Source organism: Collinsella sp. AM44-11 (assembly GCF_003467145.1).
Taxonomy (GTDB): Bacteria; Actinomycetota; Coriobacteriia; order Coriobacteriales; family Coriobacteriaceae; genus Collinsella.
The window spans coordinates 72419-89581 of sequence record NZ_QSFE01000006.1; the positions used below are offsets into that span (position 1 = coordinate 72419).

The following is a 17163-nucleotide window of genomic DNA, read 5'->3' on the forward strand; positions in this document are numbered from 1 at the left end:
GCGCGTCAGCGTTACAATCTTTCAACGTTGGACCATGTTGTCGGATCCGTCGCGTGCGGCGTCTGACGTAAGTCTAGGGCTCATGCTCGCCCTGGACTGTTCCTCTGGGGCGATGCGACTGTCGTTCCAAGAGGAAGGAAATGCATGGGGAGCAAATCTCAGCAACAAGTTCAAGCAACGCCATCGGCCACTTCGGCGTTTCTCGTCGTAATGTATATTGCAGCCTTTGTCGCCGCGTTTAACGAGAACATCATTAACGTGGCACTGCACGATATCATGGCGGCCTTTTCGGTGAGTGCCACCACGGCGCAGTGGCTAGTTTCGGGATACATGATCGTGACGTCGATCTTTACGGCCATCATGGCCTTTCTGTCCGGTCGTTTCTCGACGCGCAAGCTGCTGTTTTTCGCATGCGGATGCATGGTCGCCGGAGAAGTTCTGTGCCTGGTCGCCCCGTCGTTTACCGTTTTGCTGCCAAGTCGTATTTTGCAGGCTGCGGGATCGGGCATCTTGTTTCCGCTCATGATGAATGTGGTGCTATCTTGTGCTCCGCGCGAGAAGCTCGGTCTGTATCTGAGCCTGGGCGGTGCCTGCATTACGCTAGGGCCGGCGTTTGGGCCCGTGATTAGTGGTCTTATATGCACGTTGTTTGGCTGGAGGGCGGTGTTCGTAGTGCCGCTGGTGGGCGGTGTCGTGGTCGCCGCGGCGGCAGCAAAGCTCGTTCGGAATGTCGGAGAGCGCTCGAACACCACGCTTGATATTCTGTCGGTTGTTTTGCTCGCTGCCGGCATTACGGCGTTCGTGTATTCCGTAGGCGAGTTCTCGACCAATGTGATGGCCGGTATCGTGGCGCTTTTCGCCGCTGTTGTGGTGCTCGGCCTGTTTGCGGTTCGTCAGCTCAAGCTCGAGCATCCGGTGCTTAACGTGCGTCCCATGGCGAGCGTTCGTTTTTGGCCTGCATGCCTGCTTGTGGTGGTGTCGATGATGACGACGTTCTCGATGAGCGTTTTGTTGCCGCTCTATTTTGAGGGCGCATACGGCATGACCGCACTTGTCGCGGGTTTGCTCATTTTGCCGGCGATCGCCTGCAACGCCGTGACCTCGATTGTGGGCGGACGCGTGATGGATGCCCGTGGTGCGTGGCCGCTGCTGCCGGTCGGCTTTGCCCTGATCGCTGTGGGGCAGACGGCAATCTCGATGACCGCGGCAAGCATGAACATCGGCGTTGTCGTGCTGCTGGCCGTTGTGGTGTATGCCGGCGTCGGTTTGGTACTGAGCCCCTCGCAGACCGCCGGTTTGGAGACGCTTCCCGCCGCTGAGCATCCTCACGGAACGGCATTGCTTAACACGTGGAACATGATTGCCGCGTCGTTTGGTCCGTCGCTGTTTATCGGCCTGCTTTCGAGTTCTGCGGTGGCTGCTGGCGCCGCAGGCGTTGCGTCGGACGTTGCCCAGGCGATAGGATTTGCAGCCGCCGTGCGCGTGGCGGCCGTGATTGCCGTTGTCGGGTTCGCGGTGTCGCTGGTGTACGCTCGCCGCGAGTCGCACATGTCGCATTAATGTGTGCACATAGATTCTGCAGCTAGATTGGATGGCGACACCATAAACTAATGGACGTTTTGCCGAGAGGCATGAATGTATAAAGCGCAAAGAGTGCGCGACGGGCCCCGCGAATGGGGCGATGATGCCCGAGAGGGCCAAGAAGGAGTCTCATGTCTGAGAACGAAGAGATCATGAACGAGACCGAGAACGAGACCATGGCTGCCGAGGTCGAGGCAGTCGAGACCGTGGAGACCGAAGCTGCTGAGGTTGAGGCTGCTGACGAGGTTTCCGCCGAGGAGGCCGAGGTTGTCGAGGCCGCCGCTGATTACGATGACGAAGAGCTGATGGACAAGATGCAGAAGGCCGCCCGCCTGCTGCGCAGCCGTCGCTTTGCTATTTCCAAGGAGGAGGAGGCCAAGGCCGAGCGCATGGCGAACATCGAGCGCGCCATCAAGCTTCTTGACCTCAAGCCCAAGATGGAGCAGAAGGAAATGTCCGACCTGCTGGGCATGCGCCTTCGTGAGCTCGATGGCCTGATGGCCGAGGCCGAGGCCGCCGATCTGGTCGGCCGCATCGACGACGCCGAGGGCGATATGCGCAAGATCGTTGTCTTCGCTGCCGAGGATGCCGCTGAGGGCCTGACCGAGCTTGCCAACAAGAAGGAGAAGCTCCTGCCCGAGCTTTCTTACGAGGAGGCCACCGAGCTGATGGCCGCTCTCGATAAGGTTATCGCTCCGCTCGTCGCCATGGGCCTGGACGAGGACCGCGGTCCTCGCGGCGGCCGTGACGAGCGCGGTGGCCGTGGCGGCGACCGTGGCGGTCGCGGCGGCTTTGGCGATCGCGGTGGCCGTGGCGGTGACCGCGGCGGCCGCGGTGGCGATCGCGGTGGCCGTGGCGGCTTTGGCGACCGTGGCGGCGACCGTGGCGGTCGCGGCGGCTTTGGTGGCAACCGTGGTGGCTATGGCGATCGCGGTGGCAACCGTGGTGGCTTCGGCGGCAACCGTGGTAACGACCGCGGCGGTCGCGGTGGCGACCGTGGCGGCCGCAACGGTGGCGGCTTCCGCGGCAACCGCTTCTAATTGGGTTACGCGGTTTTACCAAATCGCGTAACTAGTTGACGCTGCAAACCCGCCAGAGCGGCAATCTGCCTTTCAACTTCGACGGCATGATCAAAAGATCAATGCCGCCTCGTTTCAAGGCACCTTGCTCGCTCTGGCGGGTTTTCGCTGTCGGTACCAAGGCATCGGCGTTGCCTTGATCCAAACCTACCAAAAAGGGACAGGTTTATTTTGGCCGGTTTTATCTGGGCAAACGTGGTCGTCTATCGCAATATGGTCGTTGGGGACGTTCTTTTTTGACTAGTCGTTTAAGAACGTCCCCAACGACTACATAGGATGAGAGTGGATAATCTCCCGGTTTGAGTCTGCATTCAAGCTCAAAGTGGGAGATTATCCACTCTCGTTTTTGTTCTACCTACATTTGTAGGAACAGTTCGTGGAGGCGGGTGTCTTCATCGAGTTCGGGGTGGAAGGTTACGCCGAGCTGGTTGCCCTGGCGGGCGGCGACGATGCGGCCATCGACCTCTGCCAAGGCCTTGGCGTCGCCGTGGACCTCGACGATGCGGGGCGCGCGGATAAATGTCAGCGGCACTTCACCGTCGATGCCGTCTACCTGTCCCTTGGTGCGAAAACTGCCGAGCTGTCTGCCATAGGCATTGCGCTCAACGAGCACATCCATGGTTGCCAAACGCGGCGTGCCCTTATCGTCATGAGCGGCAAGGTCGTGAGCCAGCAGAATCAGGCCGGCGCAGGTGCCCAGGACGGGCATGCCTTCAGCGATACGGGTACGAAGCTCCTCGAGCATGCCCAACTCATCAAGCAGTTTCCCTTGAACGGTAGACTCGCCGCCGGGAAGTACCAGACGGTCAAAGTTCTGCTTCAAATCAGCCGCCTGCCTCAGCTCAATACAGCGTGCGCCCAGCTCAGATAGCCTTGCCTCATGCTCGGCAAAAGCGCCTTGGACCGCCAGCACGGCAACCGTTTGGTGTGCATAATCGCTCATGTGCGATCCTTTCTGCTGGACTAGCGCCCGCGCTCCTCCATGATGATCTCGATTTCGTCGGCGTTGATGCCCACCATGGCCTCGCCCAGGTCCTCCGAAAGCTCGGCGATGAGCTTGGCGTCGGTGAAGTTTGCCACGGCCTTGACGATGGCGGCGGCGCGCTTGGCGGGGTCGCCGCTCTTAAAGATGCCCGAGCCAACAAAGACGCCCTCGGCGCCCAGCTGCATCATCAGCGCGGCGTCGGCGGGGGTCGCGACTCCGCCGGCGGCAAAGTTTACGACGGGGAGCTTGCCCATGGCATGGACCTCGCGCACCAGCTCGACCGGAACCTGCAGCTGCTTGGCTGCCTCAAAGAGCTCGTCGTCGCGCAGAGCAACAACGTCGCGGATCTGCTTTTGGATCTTGCGCATGTGACGCACGGCCTGAACGACGTCGCCCGTGCCCGGCTCGCCCTTGGTACGAATCATCGTGGCGCCCTCAGCAACACGGCGCAACGCCTCGCCCAGATCGCGGGCGCCGCAGACAAACGGCACGTCAAACTGGGTCTTGTCGATGTGATAGACGTCATCGGCAGGGGAGAGGACCTCGGACTCATCGATGTAATCGATCTCGATGGCCTGCAGGACCTGCGCCTCGACAATGTGACCGATGCGACACTTGGCCATAACGGGGATGGAGACGGCCTCCTGGATGCCCTTGATCATCTTGGGGTCGCTCATGCGCGACACACCACCTGCGGCACGGATATCGGCCGGGATGCGCTCGAGTGCCATGACGGCGCAGGCGCCTGCCTCTTCGGCGACGCGTGCTTGCTCGGGCGTGGTGACGTCCATGATGACGCCGCCCTTGAGCATCTGCGCGAGCTCGCGATTGAGTTTGACGCGATCGGCCTTGTTGGTCTGTTCTGCCATGGTTGCTCCCTTGGTTGGCATGTGCATTGCTTGACGGAACATCCTATCGGGGAGCTGGGTATGGCGAAATACTCAGTTTTCGGGATAATTACAAGGTCAGACTAATACCAGAATGAATGACTTAATAAGGTCAGGTGACAAACTCATGCTTGACTACAATTTGGAAAAACGCGGCGAGGCATCGCTTTATGAGTATATTTATCAGCAAATTCGAGATGATATCGTTGCTGGACGCATTGCGGCGGGGGAGCATCTTCCGTCTAAGCGCGCCTTTGCCAGTCATCTGGGAATCAGTGTCATTACTATCGAGAATGCATATAGCCAGTTGCTTGCCGAGGGCTATATTTGCTCAATGCCGCGTCGTGGCTACTACGCTTGTGAACTTCCGGATGCACCGGTTTTGGCTTCGGCTGCGGAGGGCATCGACCGAGATGCCGTCTCTGTGGGCCCCAGCGCGTATGATGTCAACGGACAGGTCGAGCGATTCGATGCGCTCTCTCCTTCCGCTTTGGAGGCGGCGCGGCTTTGGCAAAGCGCGCTACGGGCGACGCTGGCATCCGAAGACGAACGCGAAATCTTTTCGACCGCGCCGGCACAGGGCACCGCTCGGCTACGACGCGCAATTGCTCACCATCTGCGCGGGACAAGGGGCATGAATGTCGACCCCGACAACATCGTTATCGGTGCGGGCGCCCAGCTGCTCGATACCATGTTGGTTCAGTTGCTTGGCGCGGACAAGGTGTATGCCGTCGAGGATCCAGGCTATTTGCGCTTGACGCGCATCTATCAGGTCATGGGTTGCGAAGTGCGGCATGTCCCGTTGGATGCTGAGGGCGTGGACTTGAGCGCGCTGCAGAAAACCGGGACCGATGTCCTTCACCTGATGCCGTCTCATCAGTATCCGACCGGTCTTGTGACGAGCATTGCGCGTCGCTATGCGCTGCTGAGCTGGGCCGCCGAGCGACCAGGTCGGTATCTCATCGAAGATGACTTTGATTGTGAGTTTCGCCTTGCCGGCAAGCCGATTCCCGCGCTCGCGTCGATCGATGCCGCCCAGTCGGTTATCTACACCAACACGTTTTCGAAGAGCCTTTCATCGGCGTTGCGTTTGGCGTACATGGTGCTGCCCGATGAGCTAATGGAGAGGTTTAAACGCAACCTTGGTTTCTACGCCTCGTCGGTAAGTTCTGTTGATCAGGTTGCCTTGGCGCGTTTGCTGGAATCGGGTGATTACGAGCGACATGTGAACCGCGTGCGCGTTCGTGCTCGCGAGGCGCGTGATGGCCTGGCGGCGCTTGTACGGAAAGCGTTTCCGGCAGGGGAGGTTTCGATCGATCATGCAGACGCGGGCCTTTACTGCACTGTTGCCCTGGCCGAGGACAAGGCAGGGGAGAGTTTCGCGAAGGCTCTCGCTGACGCTCGTATTTCCTATGTCAACATCGCCGATTGCCTGTGGACGGGTGATCGGGCATCGACTAAGAACGCTCCATCTCGCGTCCTCATACAATACGACGACCTGAGCTCTCAGTCGCTCAGTGTTCTTCAGGAGCAACTGCAATAAGCCAACGAAAAGGCCCGAACCAATACGGTCCGGGCCTTCTTCGAGCTAGAGGTTATGTCTCAGGCAGTTGGCTTAGCCAAAGTAGCGCTTGAGCAGGCCAGCGAAAGCCTTGCCGTGGCGAGCCTCGTCGCGAGCCATCTCGTGCACGGTGTCGTGGATGGCATCGAGGCCAGCGGCCTTGGCGCGCTTGGCAAGATCGGTCTTGCCGGCGGTGGCGCCGTTCTCGGCCTCAACGCGCATCTCGAGGTTCTTCTTGGTGGAGTCGGTCACGACCTCGCCCAGAAGCTCGGCGAACTTGGCGGCGTGCTCGGCCTCCTCGTGGGCAGCCTTCTCCCAGTACAGGCCGATCTCGGGATAGCCCTCGCGATGGGCGACGCGAGCCATGGCCAGGTACATGCCGACCTCAGAGCACTCGCCCTCAAAGTTGGCGCGCAGATCGGCAACGATGTCCTCGGAGACGCCCTCCATCTTGGCGACGCCCACGACGTGCTCGGCAGCCCACTCGAGCTGGCCCTCCTCCTGCTTCAGGAAGCGAGAGCCGGGAACGCCGCACTGGGGGCACTTGAAATCCTCGGGCAGCTGGTCGCCGTCGAACTCTTCCACATAACCGCAAACGGGGCAAACAAACTTCATGATTCGATCCTTTCGATCGATGGCGATGGTGCGCTCGTCCGGTCCCGTAAGGGCCCTCTCCGGACGTGCGTCTTGACGAGTTCTATTATCCATAAATGCGACCGAATGTGAAGCCTATTAGGAATGATTTTTAATAAAACAATTTTCGGCATGTGAAGATGTTGATTGATTAACGATTTGCAAGCCATATGCGGACGCCGATGAGTACAATCGGTCGAACAAATGTTGACCTATCAACAAATGAAGGAGTTTCCTTTATGCATCTAGCCCGCCGCGCCTGGTGCCGAACATATCAGACGGTTTTTCGCATCGCATTGCCGATCCTGCCCTATACCGAGCCGCGCATTTTGGAGCATGCCGAGGACGTGCCCGCGGTGCTTCAAAAGCGCTCGATACAGCGGGTTCTTATCGTGACGGATCCCGGTATTGCCCGTCTGGGGCTCACGGCGCCGCTCGAGTGCGCGCTCGCGTCCAAGGGAATTGGCGTTACGGTCTATGCCGAAACGCGTGCGAACCCCACGGTCTCAAACGTGGAGGAAGCGGCGTCCCTGTATCGCGAGAGCGCCTGCCAGGCCATTATCGGCTTTGGCGGCGGTTCGGCCATGGACTGTGCCAAGGGCGTGGGCGCACGCATCGCACAGCCAAATAAGCCCATCAACAAGATGCGCGGCCTGTTGCGCGTCCACCGTCTCCTGCCGCTGCTTATTGCGGTTCCCACTACCGCCGGTACGGGAAGCGAAGTCACGCTCGCGGCGGTTATCACCGATGATGAGACGCACTACAAGTACCCCATTAACGACTTTGTGCTTATTCCGCGCTTTGCGGTGCACGTCCCCGAGTTTACACGCGGCCTGCCCGCTTCCATTACGGGGCAGACGGGCATGGACGCCCTGACGCATGCCGTTGAGGCCTTTATCGGGCGAAGCACCACGCCCTATACGCGTAAGATGGCGCGACAGGCGGTCCAGCTCATCCATGACAATTTGCTCGAGGCCTATGAGCATGGCGATAACATGCGTGCGCGCCGCAATATGCTATCGGCGGCGTATAAAGCGGGCGTTGCCTTTACGCGCTCCTATGTTGGATACGTTCATGCCATCGCACACAGCCTGGGCGGGCGTTACGGGATCCCCCACGGCTTGGCTAACGCCATCATCCTGCCGCACATGCTTCGCGCTTATGGCGAAGCTGCTGCTCCTAAGCTTGCCGATCTCGCCCGCATGGCCGGTATCGCGCCAGCTAACGCGCAGGACAACGTGGCGTCCGAGGCCTTTATCGATTGGGTCGACCGCATGAACGAGGCCCTGGGGATCCCTAAATACGTGACGGGCATTCGCCGTTCCGACATTGCCGAAATGGCGGCACATGCCGATGCCGAGGCCAATCCCCTGTACCCCGTTCCGCTTTTGATGGACCGTTTGGAGCTCGAGCATATGTACGAGGTCGTTGCGGGTGGTATGTTTGAGGACGAGAACTAGGAGGGTCCATGAACACCGAGGAAATCGCGCGCATCGTTGCCGATCAGCGCGCCTATTTTAAGACGCACGCCACGTTTGATGTCGATGCTCGACGCCGCGCCCTCGTGCGCCTGCGCGAGGCGGTGCGGGCGCACGAGACCGATATCGCCCATGCGCTCAAGACCGATTTGGGAAAGTCGCATGACGAGGCCTATATGTGTGAGATCGGCACCTCGCTTTCCGAGATTCGTCATCAGATCGCTCACGTGGCTCGATGGAGTCGTCCGCGCCTGCGTCCGTGTGACCTTGCCAACGCCGTGAGTGTGTGCAAAACGCAGGCCGTGCCCTATGGCGTCACGCTCATTATGGCTCCGTGGAACTATCCGTTTTTGCTAACGCTCGAGCCGCTCGCTGGCGCCCTTGCCGCGGGCAACACCGTGGTCATCAAGCCGAGTGCCTATGCTCCGGCATCGAGCGCGGTGCTCAGGCAAATCTGTGAAGAGGCATTTGATCCGCGCCTGGTGACGGTTGTCGAGGGCGGGCGTGCCGAGAATGAGGCGCTGCTCGATGAGTGCTGGGACAAGATCTTCTTTACCGGTAGCGTTCCGGTCGGCAAGCTCGTCATGGAGCGGGCAAGTAAAAACCTGACGCCCGTGACGCTTGAGCTGGGCGGAAAGAGTCCCTGCATCGTGGATGCGACGGCAAACTTGAAGGTTGCGGCACGGCGCATCGCCTTCGGTAAATGGCTCAACGTGGGACAGACCTGCGTGGCGCCCGACTACCTGCTGGTCGATACGAGCGTGCACGACGAGCTGCTGGGCCTCATCAAGGAGGAGGTCCGCCGCATGTTTGGCGAGCATCCGCTCGACAACGAGGATTACGGCCACATCGTCAACGCCAAGCATTTTGCGCGCGTGCGCGGGCTGATCGATCCCGACAAGGTTGTGCTGGGAGGCACGGCGCGCGAGTCGTCGCTCAAGATTGAGCCGACGATCCTAGACGGCGTGTCCCCCGATGACGCCGTGATGCAGGAAGAAATCTTCGGTCCCATCTTGCCGGTGCTGACGTTTGAGAGCTTAGACGAGGCCGAGACGTTTATTACGGATCGTCCGACACCGCTGGCCTTATATATCTTTAGCCAGGACCGCGCAGTTCAGGAGCGCTTTGTGCGCCATGTGCCCTTTGGCGGCGGCTGCGTCAACGACACGATCATGCATCTGGCTACGAGCCATATGGGCTTTGGCGGCATGGGCGCGAGCGGTATGGGGCAGTACCATGGCCGCGAGAGTTTCGATACGTTTAGCCACAAGAAGAGCATCGTGAACAAGGCAACCTGGCTGGACGTGCCATTCCGCTATGCCCCGTATGCAAGCTGGAAGCACAAGTTCGTGCGCATGTTCGTGCATTAGAATCAGATGACTTAGAGATAAGCAAAATGGCCGCCCCCGCATAAGCGAAGACGGCCACTTCTCATGCCCAAGCGCTGGGGCGTGGAGCGTTCTGATGGCAATGCGCAGGGGCGGCGCGGTGAATCGGTGCTAGAATACGGGACGACCGCAACGAAGGGGAGACTATGCATATGTTCGAGACCAACATGGACTGATGGCGCCCAGGCTGTCTTGTTTGGTTTCCATATGCATAAGGGGTCTGCCATGTCCCGTTTTCTTTCTCCATCGCACCGTTTGGTTGCGGTAAATTTCTTTATTCAACTTGCATTTCAGTCGACGTATTTTGTTGGCATCATCGGTTGCGGCACCTATGTTCTCGGAGCCGGCGCATTTGAGACGTCCGCGCTCGTGTTTGGACTCAACCTGGCGCTCATCTTCGCAACGTTTTGCGCCGGCGCGCTTGTGGACTTCTTGGGTCCGCGTCGCGTGCTCCTGACCGTTTGCGTCCTGCTTTGCGCATCGGGCGTTTTTGGCCTTGTAGCTCCCGTGTCCTATCCCGCGCTTGCGCTACTCGCCATCTCTGCCGGGTTGCTGTTTGGCGCGGGGACCACGGCCATGGACGCCTATCCGCGCTTTTTGACGGAGGCGCCCGAGGAGCTTTTGCGCATAAACGGCCTCAACAATATCGCGACAAGTGTCGCGGTGATCGTTGGACCTGCCCTTGGAGGCGTTATCGCCTCGGCCTTTTCCAACCAAGGGGTGTTTTTCCTGCTCGCGGCAGCACCTGTTCCCGCTTTGCTGCTTGTGGCCTCGTTGCGTGAAGGCACTGCTGTTCAGGGCGTCGACAAGCCGGAGTCTCGCGATGGGGCGACGGGCTTGCGATCGCTTTGGGAGGGCGTAATTGTCACGGCGGCCGATGTCGACCTGCGTCTGATTTTTCTCATGGGCTTTATGGGTTTCTTTGCCTACGGGGCGTTCGATTCGCTCGAGTCGCTGTTCTACCGCGATGTTCTCTGCGTGGGTGCGGAGTGGATGGGATGGCTGTCGGCCATCGCCGGCATCGGCGGAACGCTGGGGTCGTACCTGATCATGCGCGTGCCGTCGGGATGCATCAGGCTGGAGCTTCTGGCGGCGATGCTGCTGGTGACGGGCGTGGGCTCCGTTGTGTATGTGGGTACCGCCCATGTTGCCGTTGCTGCGGTGGGGCAGCTTGTCTGCGGCATCGGTTTTGGCGCCATGGGACCGGTGCGCGTCACGCTCACCCAGCGCTTGAGCGACCCTGCTAAGGTGGGGCGCGTCATGGGCGTGATGCGCGTGGGCCTCAATGGCGCCGGCGTGCTGCCGCTGATTGTGGCTCCGTTTTTGGCCGATGCCTTTGGCGTGCAGGGAGTACTTGTTGGCGCAAGCCTGGCAACGGCCGCTATCGCCTGCACGTTTTGGGCAATCGCCCGGCATCGGGGCTAGACTCGCGGTGTCCCACTTGCTTTGCTGAATAAGTAGTATGGCGTGCCAATTTTGTGCAATAGAACCGATAGCATAGGGATAAACAAAGTGGCCGCCCCGCGTAAGCGAAGACGGCCACTTCTCACGATGAAAACGTGTATCGGAGTTGGCAAGACCCGCGGCAACGGGTGCCATCCGTGTTCCTATCTTATCCGCAAGCGTTGCGGCAAGCGATTGAAGGACGCAGACAGGATGTATTTGTGTCCGCACGGACCCGTAGACTTCTCGATAAGGTTACTTGCCGGTTTATTCGGCCGTTAGAGGAGCTGCCATGTATGAGCCTTCACGTGTTCTTTTGTCGTTTCATATTGCAGGGTTTCAATATGCCGACGGCGCTTTGGTCCTAGGCGATCTTAAGGTTGGCGATAAGCTGACGCTGTGTACCGAGCGCGATAATCCCCATGATCCCGAGGCGGTTGCGATCTACTGCGGCAACACCAAGCTTGGGTATGTTCCGGGAAACGAGGTCGGCCCGCTGTCCTTGATGATGTATTACGGGCATGGGGACGTATTTGAAGCCCGTGTGCAGCAGGTTGCTCCCGAGCGCAGCCCGTGGCATCAGGTGCGCGTTGGCCTCTATGTGGTGGATGCCCGCTAATCGGTGAGGGAGGCTGCCATGTTTGATGACGATGATCTGTTTAATCTGACAGATGATCCGTTTGAGTGGGATCTGCTGCTCGATGACGATGAGCTGGTGCGGGACCGTAAAAAGCGGCAGGACAAGAACGCCCAGGGTGACGCGTCGAAAAAGAAAGACAAACGCCGCCGAGGTCCGTTCGGTGGGCTCTTTGGCTAACCGACGCGCCAAAGCGTCTGTATACTAGGCACGTGTTAGACACGTTGCGAAATGAGGATACAGACGATGATGTGGTTTACCGCCGACCTGCACCTGGGCGATACGAATATCTTGCACGATATGGACCGGCCGTTTGGCTCGGTCGAGGAGATGAATCGCAAGGTCATCGATGCCATCAATGAGTGCGTGGCTGCGGATGACCGCCTCTATATTCTGGGTGACTTTACCTATCGTTTGCCCCTGGCGGAGGCGGTGCGCCTGCGCGAGCGTATCGAATGCAAGAATGTGACGCTTATCCGCGGTAACCATGACGGTGATTGGGAAGATCCCGACGTGCCGCAGATTTGGGATGAGGTACGCGATTACCTGGAGATTGCTCCCGGCTATGTCAAGGGCCATCGTCTGGTTATGAGCCACTACCCCATGCTCAGCTGGAATGGCAAGGCGCGTGGCGCCATCATGCTGCACGGGCATATCCACAGCAGGGGAGACCGCGTCAACGCGCGCAACCGCGATCGCGAGCGCCCTATCTTTCGCTACGACGTTGGCCTCGATGCCAACAACTACAAGCCCGTAAGCCGTGATCAAATCCTTGACTTCTTTGGACTGTAATTCTCGAACCACCACACAAACCACCACAAAGGTGCCTGTCCCCTTTGTGGCGGTTCTGGCGCCGTTGCCATTCTGGCGGCGGCGCCTTTTTTGTCCGTCCGGCGCGGTAGAGTGTAAGCGGTTGAAATTTGCGTCCATCGAGGAGCTGCCATGAACGAGATTAAGTGCCCGCATTGCGGCGAAGTTTTTAAGGTCGACGCGTCCGGTTATGCGGATATCGTCAAACAAGTGCGCGATGCCGAGTTTTCGCGCGACCTGGATGAGCGCGTGAAGGCGGTCCAGCGCGAGGGCGAGCAGGCGCTGGAGCTTGAACGCTCGCGTTCGTCGGCTGCTTTGCAGGAGGCAGAGTCTCAGCGCAACGCTCAGCTTGTCGAGCAGAAGAACACTGCGGATCAGAAACTGGCGCAAGAAGTCGCCAAGCGCGATGCTGAACTCGCCGAGCTACGCGCCAAGCTCGAGGGCGCTGCCGCAGAGCGCGAGAGTGCAAGCCAGCGCGCGGCGGTCGAGGCCCGTGCCGATGCTCAAAAGGAGAACGCCGAGCTCCAGCGTGAGATCGACAATTTGCGTGCGCAGCTGGGACACAAGGATGATGAAGCCAAGCTTGCCGAGTCGGCGGCGCGCAACGCTGCTCAAAACGATGTAGCCGCGCGTGATGCGCAGATTGCCGAGCTGCAGGCCAAGCTTGCCGCGGCGGACAAGGCCCAGGAGATGGCGCTCGCCGCTGCTACGGCCGAGTCGCAGCGTGAGCTCGATGCCGCTCGCAGCGAGGCCGAACGTACGCTTACTGACTATCGCGCGAAGGTACAAGAGAAGTTTTCCGCTGCAAAGGCTCAGTCCGAGCAAGAGGCCGAGGGTCTGCGTGCGCAGCTGCGCGAACAGGAGCTGACGGCCAAAATGAACCTGTCAGAGGCGGTTGCCGCGGCGGAGCGAGAGCGCGATGAGGCGCGTGCCAAGCTGACGAGTGAGCTGGCGGTGCGCGATTCGCGTGAGGAACAGGCCAAGGCGGCACATGAGCTCGAGCTTGCGCAGGCCAAGCGCGTGAGCGACGAGTTGATCCGCTACAAGGACGAAGAGATTGAGCGCCTTAAGGAAATGAAGATTCGTCTGTCCACCAAGATGGTGGGCGAGTCGCTCGAGCAGCACTGCGAGACCGAGTTTAACCGTCTGCGCATGACGGCATTTCCTAACGCGTACTTCGAGAAGGATAACGATGCGTCCGAGGGCACCAAGGGCGACTTTATCTTCCGCGAGTGCGACGCGAGCGGCAACGAGGTCATTTCGATTATGTTCGAGATGAAAAACGAGAACGACGAGACCGCGACCAAACATAAAAACGAGGACTTCTTTAAGAAACTCGATCACGATCGTCGCCAGAAAGGCTGTGAGTACGCGGTGCTCTGCACGCTGCTCGAGCCCGAGAGCGAGCTTTACAACGCGGGAATCGTGGACGTGAGCTATCGCTACGAGAAGATGTATGTGATCCGCCCGCAGTTTTTCATTCCCATGATTACGCTGCTGCGCAATGCCGCCATGGGTTCGCTGCGCTATAAGCAGGAGCTGGCGGAGTACAAACAGCAGAATATCGATGTCACGAACTTCGAAGCCAAGATGGAAAAGTTCAAGGACGGCTTCTCGCGCAACTATAACCTGGCGAGTAAGCAATTCGAGTCGGCGATTAAGGAAATCGATGCCGCCATCAAGCAGCTCGAGAAGACCAAGGACGATTTGCGCCGCAGCACCGAGAATCTGCGCCTGGCCCACAACAAGGCTGATGAGCTCACCATTCGCAAGCTCACTTGGGGAAACAAGACCATGAAGGCAGCGTTTGACGAGGCGCGCGAGGCTGCGCCAGAGACAAACGAGGAGCCAGCCGAGGCGGATTCGTATGAGGTCGAGGATGCCGAGTAGGGCATAGCGTATAGTGCAAAAGCGGGGCCGCTGGCGATATTGCCAACGGCCCCGTTTCGTTCCAGTATGTTCGGCTAGCCCTCGAGCAGGTTCTCGATAAAACCGACGCGGTAGTTCTTGAAGATGACCTCGCCACCGTCTTGCGTGGCGTCCAGATCGACATCGCCCATGATGCCAAAGTCGTGGTCGCCGTCCTCGTCGGCAAAAATCTGGTGCACGTGCCACACGTGGAGCGCCTTCTCGTCGGACTCGTCGATCGAGAACATAGCAGAGGAGCGCGCGTCGCCGTCGGTGAGAATCTCCTCGTGCTGCTCGTGGTAAGCGTCGAGTGCTTTTTGCCAGCGGATCTCGCTCATGCCCCAGTCGTCGTCGAGCTCGCCCAGGTCGCGAACGTGCTCGCGGGCGGCAAGGGTCACGCGGCGGAAGAGCGCGTTGCGCACCAACAGCGTGCAGCCGCGGCGGTCCGCCACGACCTCGTCGATGCCCTGCGGCGGCGTGGCGTCGAGGGCTGCCGGGTTGCCAGCGTTTTCCCACTCGTCTACCAAGCTCGAGTCGACCGAGCGCACCACAAAGCCCAGCCACGAGATAATGTCGCGCAGGCGCTCGTCGCGCTTCTCGATGGGTACGGTGCGGTCGAGCGAACGGTAAGCCTCTGCCAGGTAGCGCAGCAAAATGCCCTCGGAGCGGGCGATGCCGAGCTTTTGAATGTAGCCCTTAAAATCGCTCGCGCTTTCCAGCATATCGCGCAGGACGCTCTTGGGAGAGAGCTGGTAGTCGTTTGCCCAGGGTACTTCCTGGCAGTACTTGTCAAAAGCGGCGTCGAGCAAATCCTCGAGCGGCTTTTCGTACGTGACGTCTTGAATGCGCTCCAGACGCTCCTCATACTCGATGCCGTCGGCCTTCATCTCGGCCATAGCTCGATCGCGTGCGGCACGCTCCTGCGCACGCAGCACTTGCTTGGGATCTTCGAGCGTCGCCTCGACCATTGAGATTAAATCCATGGTATAGGTCTCGCTCTCGGGATCGAGCAGCTCCAACGCGGCGAGCAAGAACGGCGAGAGCGGCTGATCGAGCGCAAAGTCCTCGGGCAGGTCGACCGTCAGCGCGTAGTCGATGTCCGGCGCGGCGTCAGCCGGAGCGTCGGGTGCGGGCGGCACCTCGGTGCGCACGACGACGCCGGAATCGATGAGCGTGGCGAAAATCTCATCGGCGCGAACCTCGAGCTTGGACTTTTCCTCGGGGGTCTGCAGGCTTGTCTCGATGAGGTCGTGCACGCGGGCGCGGGCATCGCCGCCCTGTTCGACCACGCTAATCACCATGGAGTGTGTGATGCGAAGGCGCGGCTTGAGCGTTTCGGGCTGCGTCTCGATCAGGCGCTCAAAGGTCTGCTTGTTCCAGGTGACAAAGCCCTCGGGGGCCTTCTTCTTTTTAATCTTGCGGAGCTTCTTGGGGTCGTCGCCCGCCTTGGCCATGAGCTTGGCATTCTCGATCTCGTGCTCGGGTGCCTCGGCAATCACCATGCCCTCGGTATCGAAGCCCGAGCGGCCGGCGCGACCGGCAATCTGATGAAACTCGCGGGCGCGCAGACGACGCATCTTGTAGCCGTCGAACTTGGTGAGCGCGGTGAGCACCACGGTATGGATGGGCACGTTGATGCCGACGCCGAGCGTATCGGTGCCGCAGATGACGGGCAACAGGCCCTGTTGTGCCAAGCGCTCGACCAGCAGACGATAGCGCGGCAACATGCCAGCATGGTGCACGCCGACGCCGCATCCGAGCAAGCGCTTAAGAATCTTGCCAAAGGCCGTGGAGAAGCTCGTGCCCTTGGCCGCCTCCTTGATGGCCTCGCGCTGCTCCTTGCTGGCAATACCAAAGTTGGCGAGGGATTGCGCCGTCGCAAGTGCGGCGTCCTGGCTAAAGTGCACGATGTAGAGCGGGGCCTCGCCGCGGCGCATTGCGAGCTCGACCGTGCCCTCGAGGGAGGTCGTCACATAGTCGTAGCTCAGCGGAACAGGACGCGGGGCATCGACGACCAAGTCGCAAACAGCGCCGGTGTGTTCCTCGAGCGAGGCGGCGATGGCAGTGACATCGCCGAGCGTGGCGCTCATGAGCATAAACTGCGTGTGAGGCAGGGTGAGCAGCGGCACCTGCCAGGCCCAGCCACGATCGGGGTCGGCAAAGTAGTGGAACTCGTCCATGGCGACGCAGCCAACATCGGCATCTTCGCCCTCGCGCAGTGCGTCGTTGGCAAGGATCTCTGCCGTGCAGCAGATGACGGGCGCCTTGGTGTTGATATGCGTGTCGCCGGTGATCATACCGACGTTATCGCGGCCGAGCACCTGTACCAGGTCGAAGAACTTTTCGCTGACCAGGGCCTTGATAGGGGCCGTGTAATAACAGCGCTTGCCCTGCGCCATGCCCATAAAGAGCATGCCCAGCGCGACGAGCGACTTGCCCGATCCGGTTGGTGTTCCCAAAATGACATGGTCACCGGCGGCTAGATCCATGAGGGCTTCTTCTTGGTGATCCCACAGCTCAATGCCGCGATTGCTCGTCCATTCAAAGAAGCGTTCGAAGGCTTGGTCGGGCGTGAGCCATGGTTCGGGCTCGCTGCCGTCCTCGGGCTCCCACCAAGTGGGAGAGAGCGCGCCGAGCGAACCGAACTCTGCCTCGGTTCCCGTGCCGCCCGAGAATGAGCTGGCGGCCCCGGCGCCGGAGACGGTGCTGGCGGCGGTATCTGTCGTGGTCTGTGCCATGTGGTTGCTTTCTCTCGCGATTGTCCGCCATCCAT

The 17163-nt window shown here is 59.9% G+C and carries 14 protein-coding genes; 10 read left to right on the plus strand and 4 right to left on the minus strand.

Annotated features, from left to right (window positions below):
* The first annotated feature begins 144 nt into the window (after nucleotides 1-144).
* Nucleotides 145-1560 (plus strand): MFS transporter, encoded by a 1416-nt coding sequence (locus DW943_RS05365; RefSeq protein ID WP_117862402.1) that lies wholly within the window; start codon nucleotides 145-147, stop codon nucleotides 1558-1560.
* Between the two features lie 152 nt (nucleotides 1561-1712).
* On the plus strand, nucleotides 1713-2621 hold the full coding sequence (locus DW943_RS05370; protein WP_117862403.1) for a hypothetical protein: 909 nt from the start codon (nucleotides 1713-1715) through the stop codon (nucleotides 2619-2621).
* Nucleotides 2622-3015: 394 nt separating this feature from the next.
* Here DW943_RS05370 and pdxT read toward each other — a convergent pair whose 3' ends face one another.
* Together pdxT and pdxS are read right to left on the minus strand one after the other, a co-directional pair.
* The gene (pdxT, locus tag DW943_RS05375; protein ID WP_117736778.1) at nucleotides 3016-3603 is read right to left on the minus strand and encodes a pyridoxal 5'-phosphate synthase glutaminase subunit PdxT; all 588 of its coding nucleotides are present in this window, start codon (nucleotides 3601-3603) and stop codon (nucleotides 3016-3018) included.
* A gap of 20 nt (nucleotides 3604-3623) precedes the next feature.
* A complete protein-coding gene (gene pdxS, locus DW943_RS05380; protein WP_117862404.1) occupies nucleotides 3624-4514 on the minus strand; it encodes a pyridoxal 5'-phosphate synthase lyase subunit PdxS in 891 nt (296 codons plus the stop codon).
* Between the two features lie 145 nt (nucleotides 4515-4659).
* Between pdxS and DW943_RS05385 the strand changes: the two genes are divergently transcribed.
* The gene (locus DW943_RS05385) at nucleotides 4660-6075 is read left to right on the plus strand and encodes a PLP-dependent aminotransferase family protein (RefSeq protein WP_158566101.1); all 1416 of its coding nucleotides are present in this window, start codon (nucleotides 4660-4662) and stop codon (nucleotides 6073-6075) included.
* 72 nt (nucleotides 6076-6147) lie between these two features.
* Here the strand turns inward: DW943_RS05385 and DW943_RS05390 are convergent, their stop codons facing one another.
* On the minus strand, nucleotides 6148-6711 hold the full coding sequence (locus tag DW943_RS05390; protein WP_070097113.1) for a ferritin family protein: 564 nt from the start codon (nucleotides 6709-6711) through the stop codon (nucleotides 6148-6150).
* A gap of 254 nt (nucleotides 6712-6965) precedes the next feature.
* On the opposite strand from DW943_RS05390, the gene DW943_RS05395 reads away from it, so the two are divergent.
* From DW943_RS05395 to DW943_RS05425, 7 genes are all read left to right on the plus strand, one after another.
* Complete coding sequence (locus tag DW943_RS05395; protein WP_117862406.1) at nucleotides 6966-8186, plus strand: iron-containing alcohol dehydrogenase; 1221 nt, start codon at nucleotides 6966-6968, stop codon at nucleotides 8184-8186.
* An 8-nt stretch (nucleotides 8187-8194) separates the two neighbouring features.
* The gene (locus DW943_RS05400; RefSeq protein ID WP_117862407.1) at nucleotides 8195-9574 is read left to right on the plus strand and encodes an aldehyde dehydrogenase; all 1380 of its coding nucleotides are present in this window, start codon (nucleotides 8195-8197) and stop codon (nucleotides 9572-9574) included.
* Between the two features lie 243 nt (nucleotides 9575-9817).
* Complete coding sequence (locus DW943_RS05405) at nucleotides 9818-11017, plus strand: MFS transporter (RefSeq protein ID WP_158566103.1); 1200 nt, start codon at nucleotides 9818-9820, stop codon at nucleotides 11015-11017.
* 310 nt (nucleotides 11018-11327) lie between these two features.
* Nucleotides 11328-11654 carry an HIRAN domain-containing protein gene (locus DW943_RS05410; protein ID WP_117862409.1) on the plus strand — a complete coding sequence of 109 codons (327 nt, stop codon included), beginning with the start codon at nucleotides 11328-11330 and terminating at the stop codon, nucleotides 11652-11654.
* 18 nt (nucleotides 11655-11672) lie between these two features.
* Complete coding sequence (locus DW943_RS05415; protein ID WP_117862410.1) at nucleotides 11673-11852, plus strand: hypothetical protein; 180 nt, start codon at nucleotides 11673-11675, stop codon at nucleotides 11850-11852.
* A 66-nt stretch (nucleotides 11853-11918) separates the two neighbouring features.
* Nucleotides 11919-12464 (plus strand): metallophosphoesterase, encoded by a 546-nt coding sequence (locus DW943_RS05420; protein WP_233543604.1) that lies wholly within the window; start codon nucleotides 11919-11921, stop codon nucleotides 12462-12464.
* Between the two features lie 150 nt (nucleotides 12465-12614).
* Nucleotides 12615-14372 (plus strand): DUF2130 domain-containing protein, encoded by a 1758-nt coding sequence (locus DW943_RS05425; RefSeq protein ID WP_117862412.1) that lies wholly within the window; start codon nucleotides 12615-12617, stop codon nucleotides 14370-14372.
* A 74-nt stretch (nucleotides 14373-14446) separates the two neighbouring features.
* On the opposite strand, the gene DW943_RS05430 is transcribed toward DW943_RS05425, so the two are convergent.
* Nucleotides 14447-17128 carry an RNA helicase gene (locus tag DW943_RS05430; protein ID WP_117862413.1) on the minus strand — a complete coding sequence of 894 codons (2682 nt, stop codon included), beginning with the start codon at nucleotides 17126-17128 and terminating at the stop codon, nucleotides 14447-14449.
* Nucleotides 17129-17163: the final 35 nt, after the last annotated feature.

What these genes read in the sequence shown, in the direction of transcription:
- DW943_RS05365 (WP_117862402.1), top strand. Translation starts at nt 145, where the DNA reads ATGGGGAGCAAATCTCAGCAACAAGTTCAAGCAACGCCATCGGCCACT.
- DW943_RS05405 (WP_158566103.1), top strand. Translation starts at nt 9,818, where the DNA reads ATGTCCCGTTTTCTTTCTCCATCGCACCGTTTGGTTGCGGTAAATTTC.
- DW943_RS05420 (WP_233543604.1), top strand. Translation starts at nt 11,919, where the DNA reads ATGATGTGGTTTACCGCCGACCTGCACCTGGGCGATACGAATATCTTG.
- DW943_RS05415 (WP_117862410.1), top strand. Translation starts at nt 11,673, where the DNA reads ATGTTTGATGACGATGATCTGTTTAATCTGACAGATGATCCGTTTGAG.
- DW943_RS05370 (WP_117862403.1), top strand. Translation starts at nt 1,713, where the DNA reads ATGTCTGAGAACGAAGAGATCATGAACGAGACCGAGAACGAGACCATG.
- DW943_RS05385 (WP_158566101.1), top strand. Translation starts at nt 4,660, where the DNA reads ATGCTTGACTACAATTTGGAAAAACGCGGCGAGGCATCGCTTTATGAG.
- DW943_RS05395 (WP_117862406.1), top strand. Translation starts at nt 6,966, where the DNA reads ATGCATCTAGCCCGCCGCGCCTGGTGCCGAACATATCAGACGGTTTTT.
- DW943_RS05430 (WP_117862413.1), bottom strand. Translation starts at nt 17,128, where the DNA reads ATGGCACAGACCACGACAGATACCGCCGCCAGCACCGTCTCCGGCGCC.
- DW943_RS05425 (WP_117862412.1), top strand. Translation starts at nt 12,615, where the DNA reads ATGAACGAGATTAAGTGCCCGCATTGCGGCGAAGTTTTTAAGGTCGAC.
- DW943_RS05400 (WP_117862407.1), top strand. Translation starts at nt 8,195, where the DNA reads ATGAACACCGAGGAAATCGCGCGCATCGTTGCCGATCAGCGCGCCTAT.
- pdxT (WP_117736778.1), bottom strand. Translation starts at nt 3,603, where the DNA reads ATGAGCGATTATGCACACCAAACGGTTGCCGTGCTGGCGGTCCAAGGC.
- pdxS (WP_117862404.1), bottom strand. Translation starts at nt 4,514, where the DNA reads ATGGCAGAACAGACCAACAAGGCCGATCGCGTCAAACTCAATCGCGAG.
- DW943_RS05410 (WP_117862409.1), top strand. Translation starts at nt 11,328, where the DNA reads ATGTATGAGCCTTCACGTGTTCTTTTGTCGTTTCATATTGCAGGGTTT.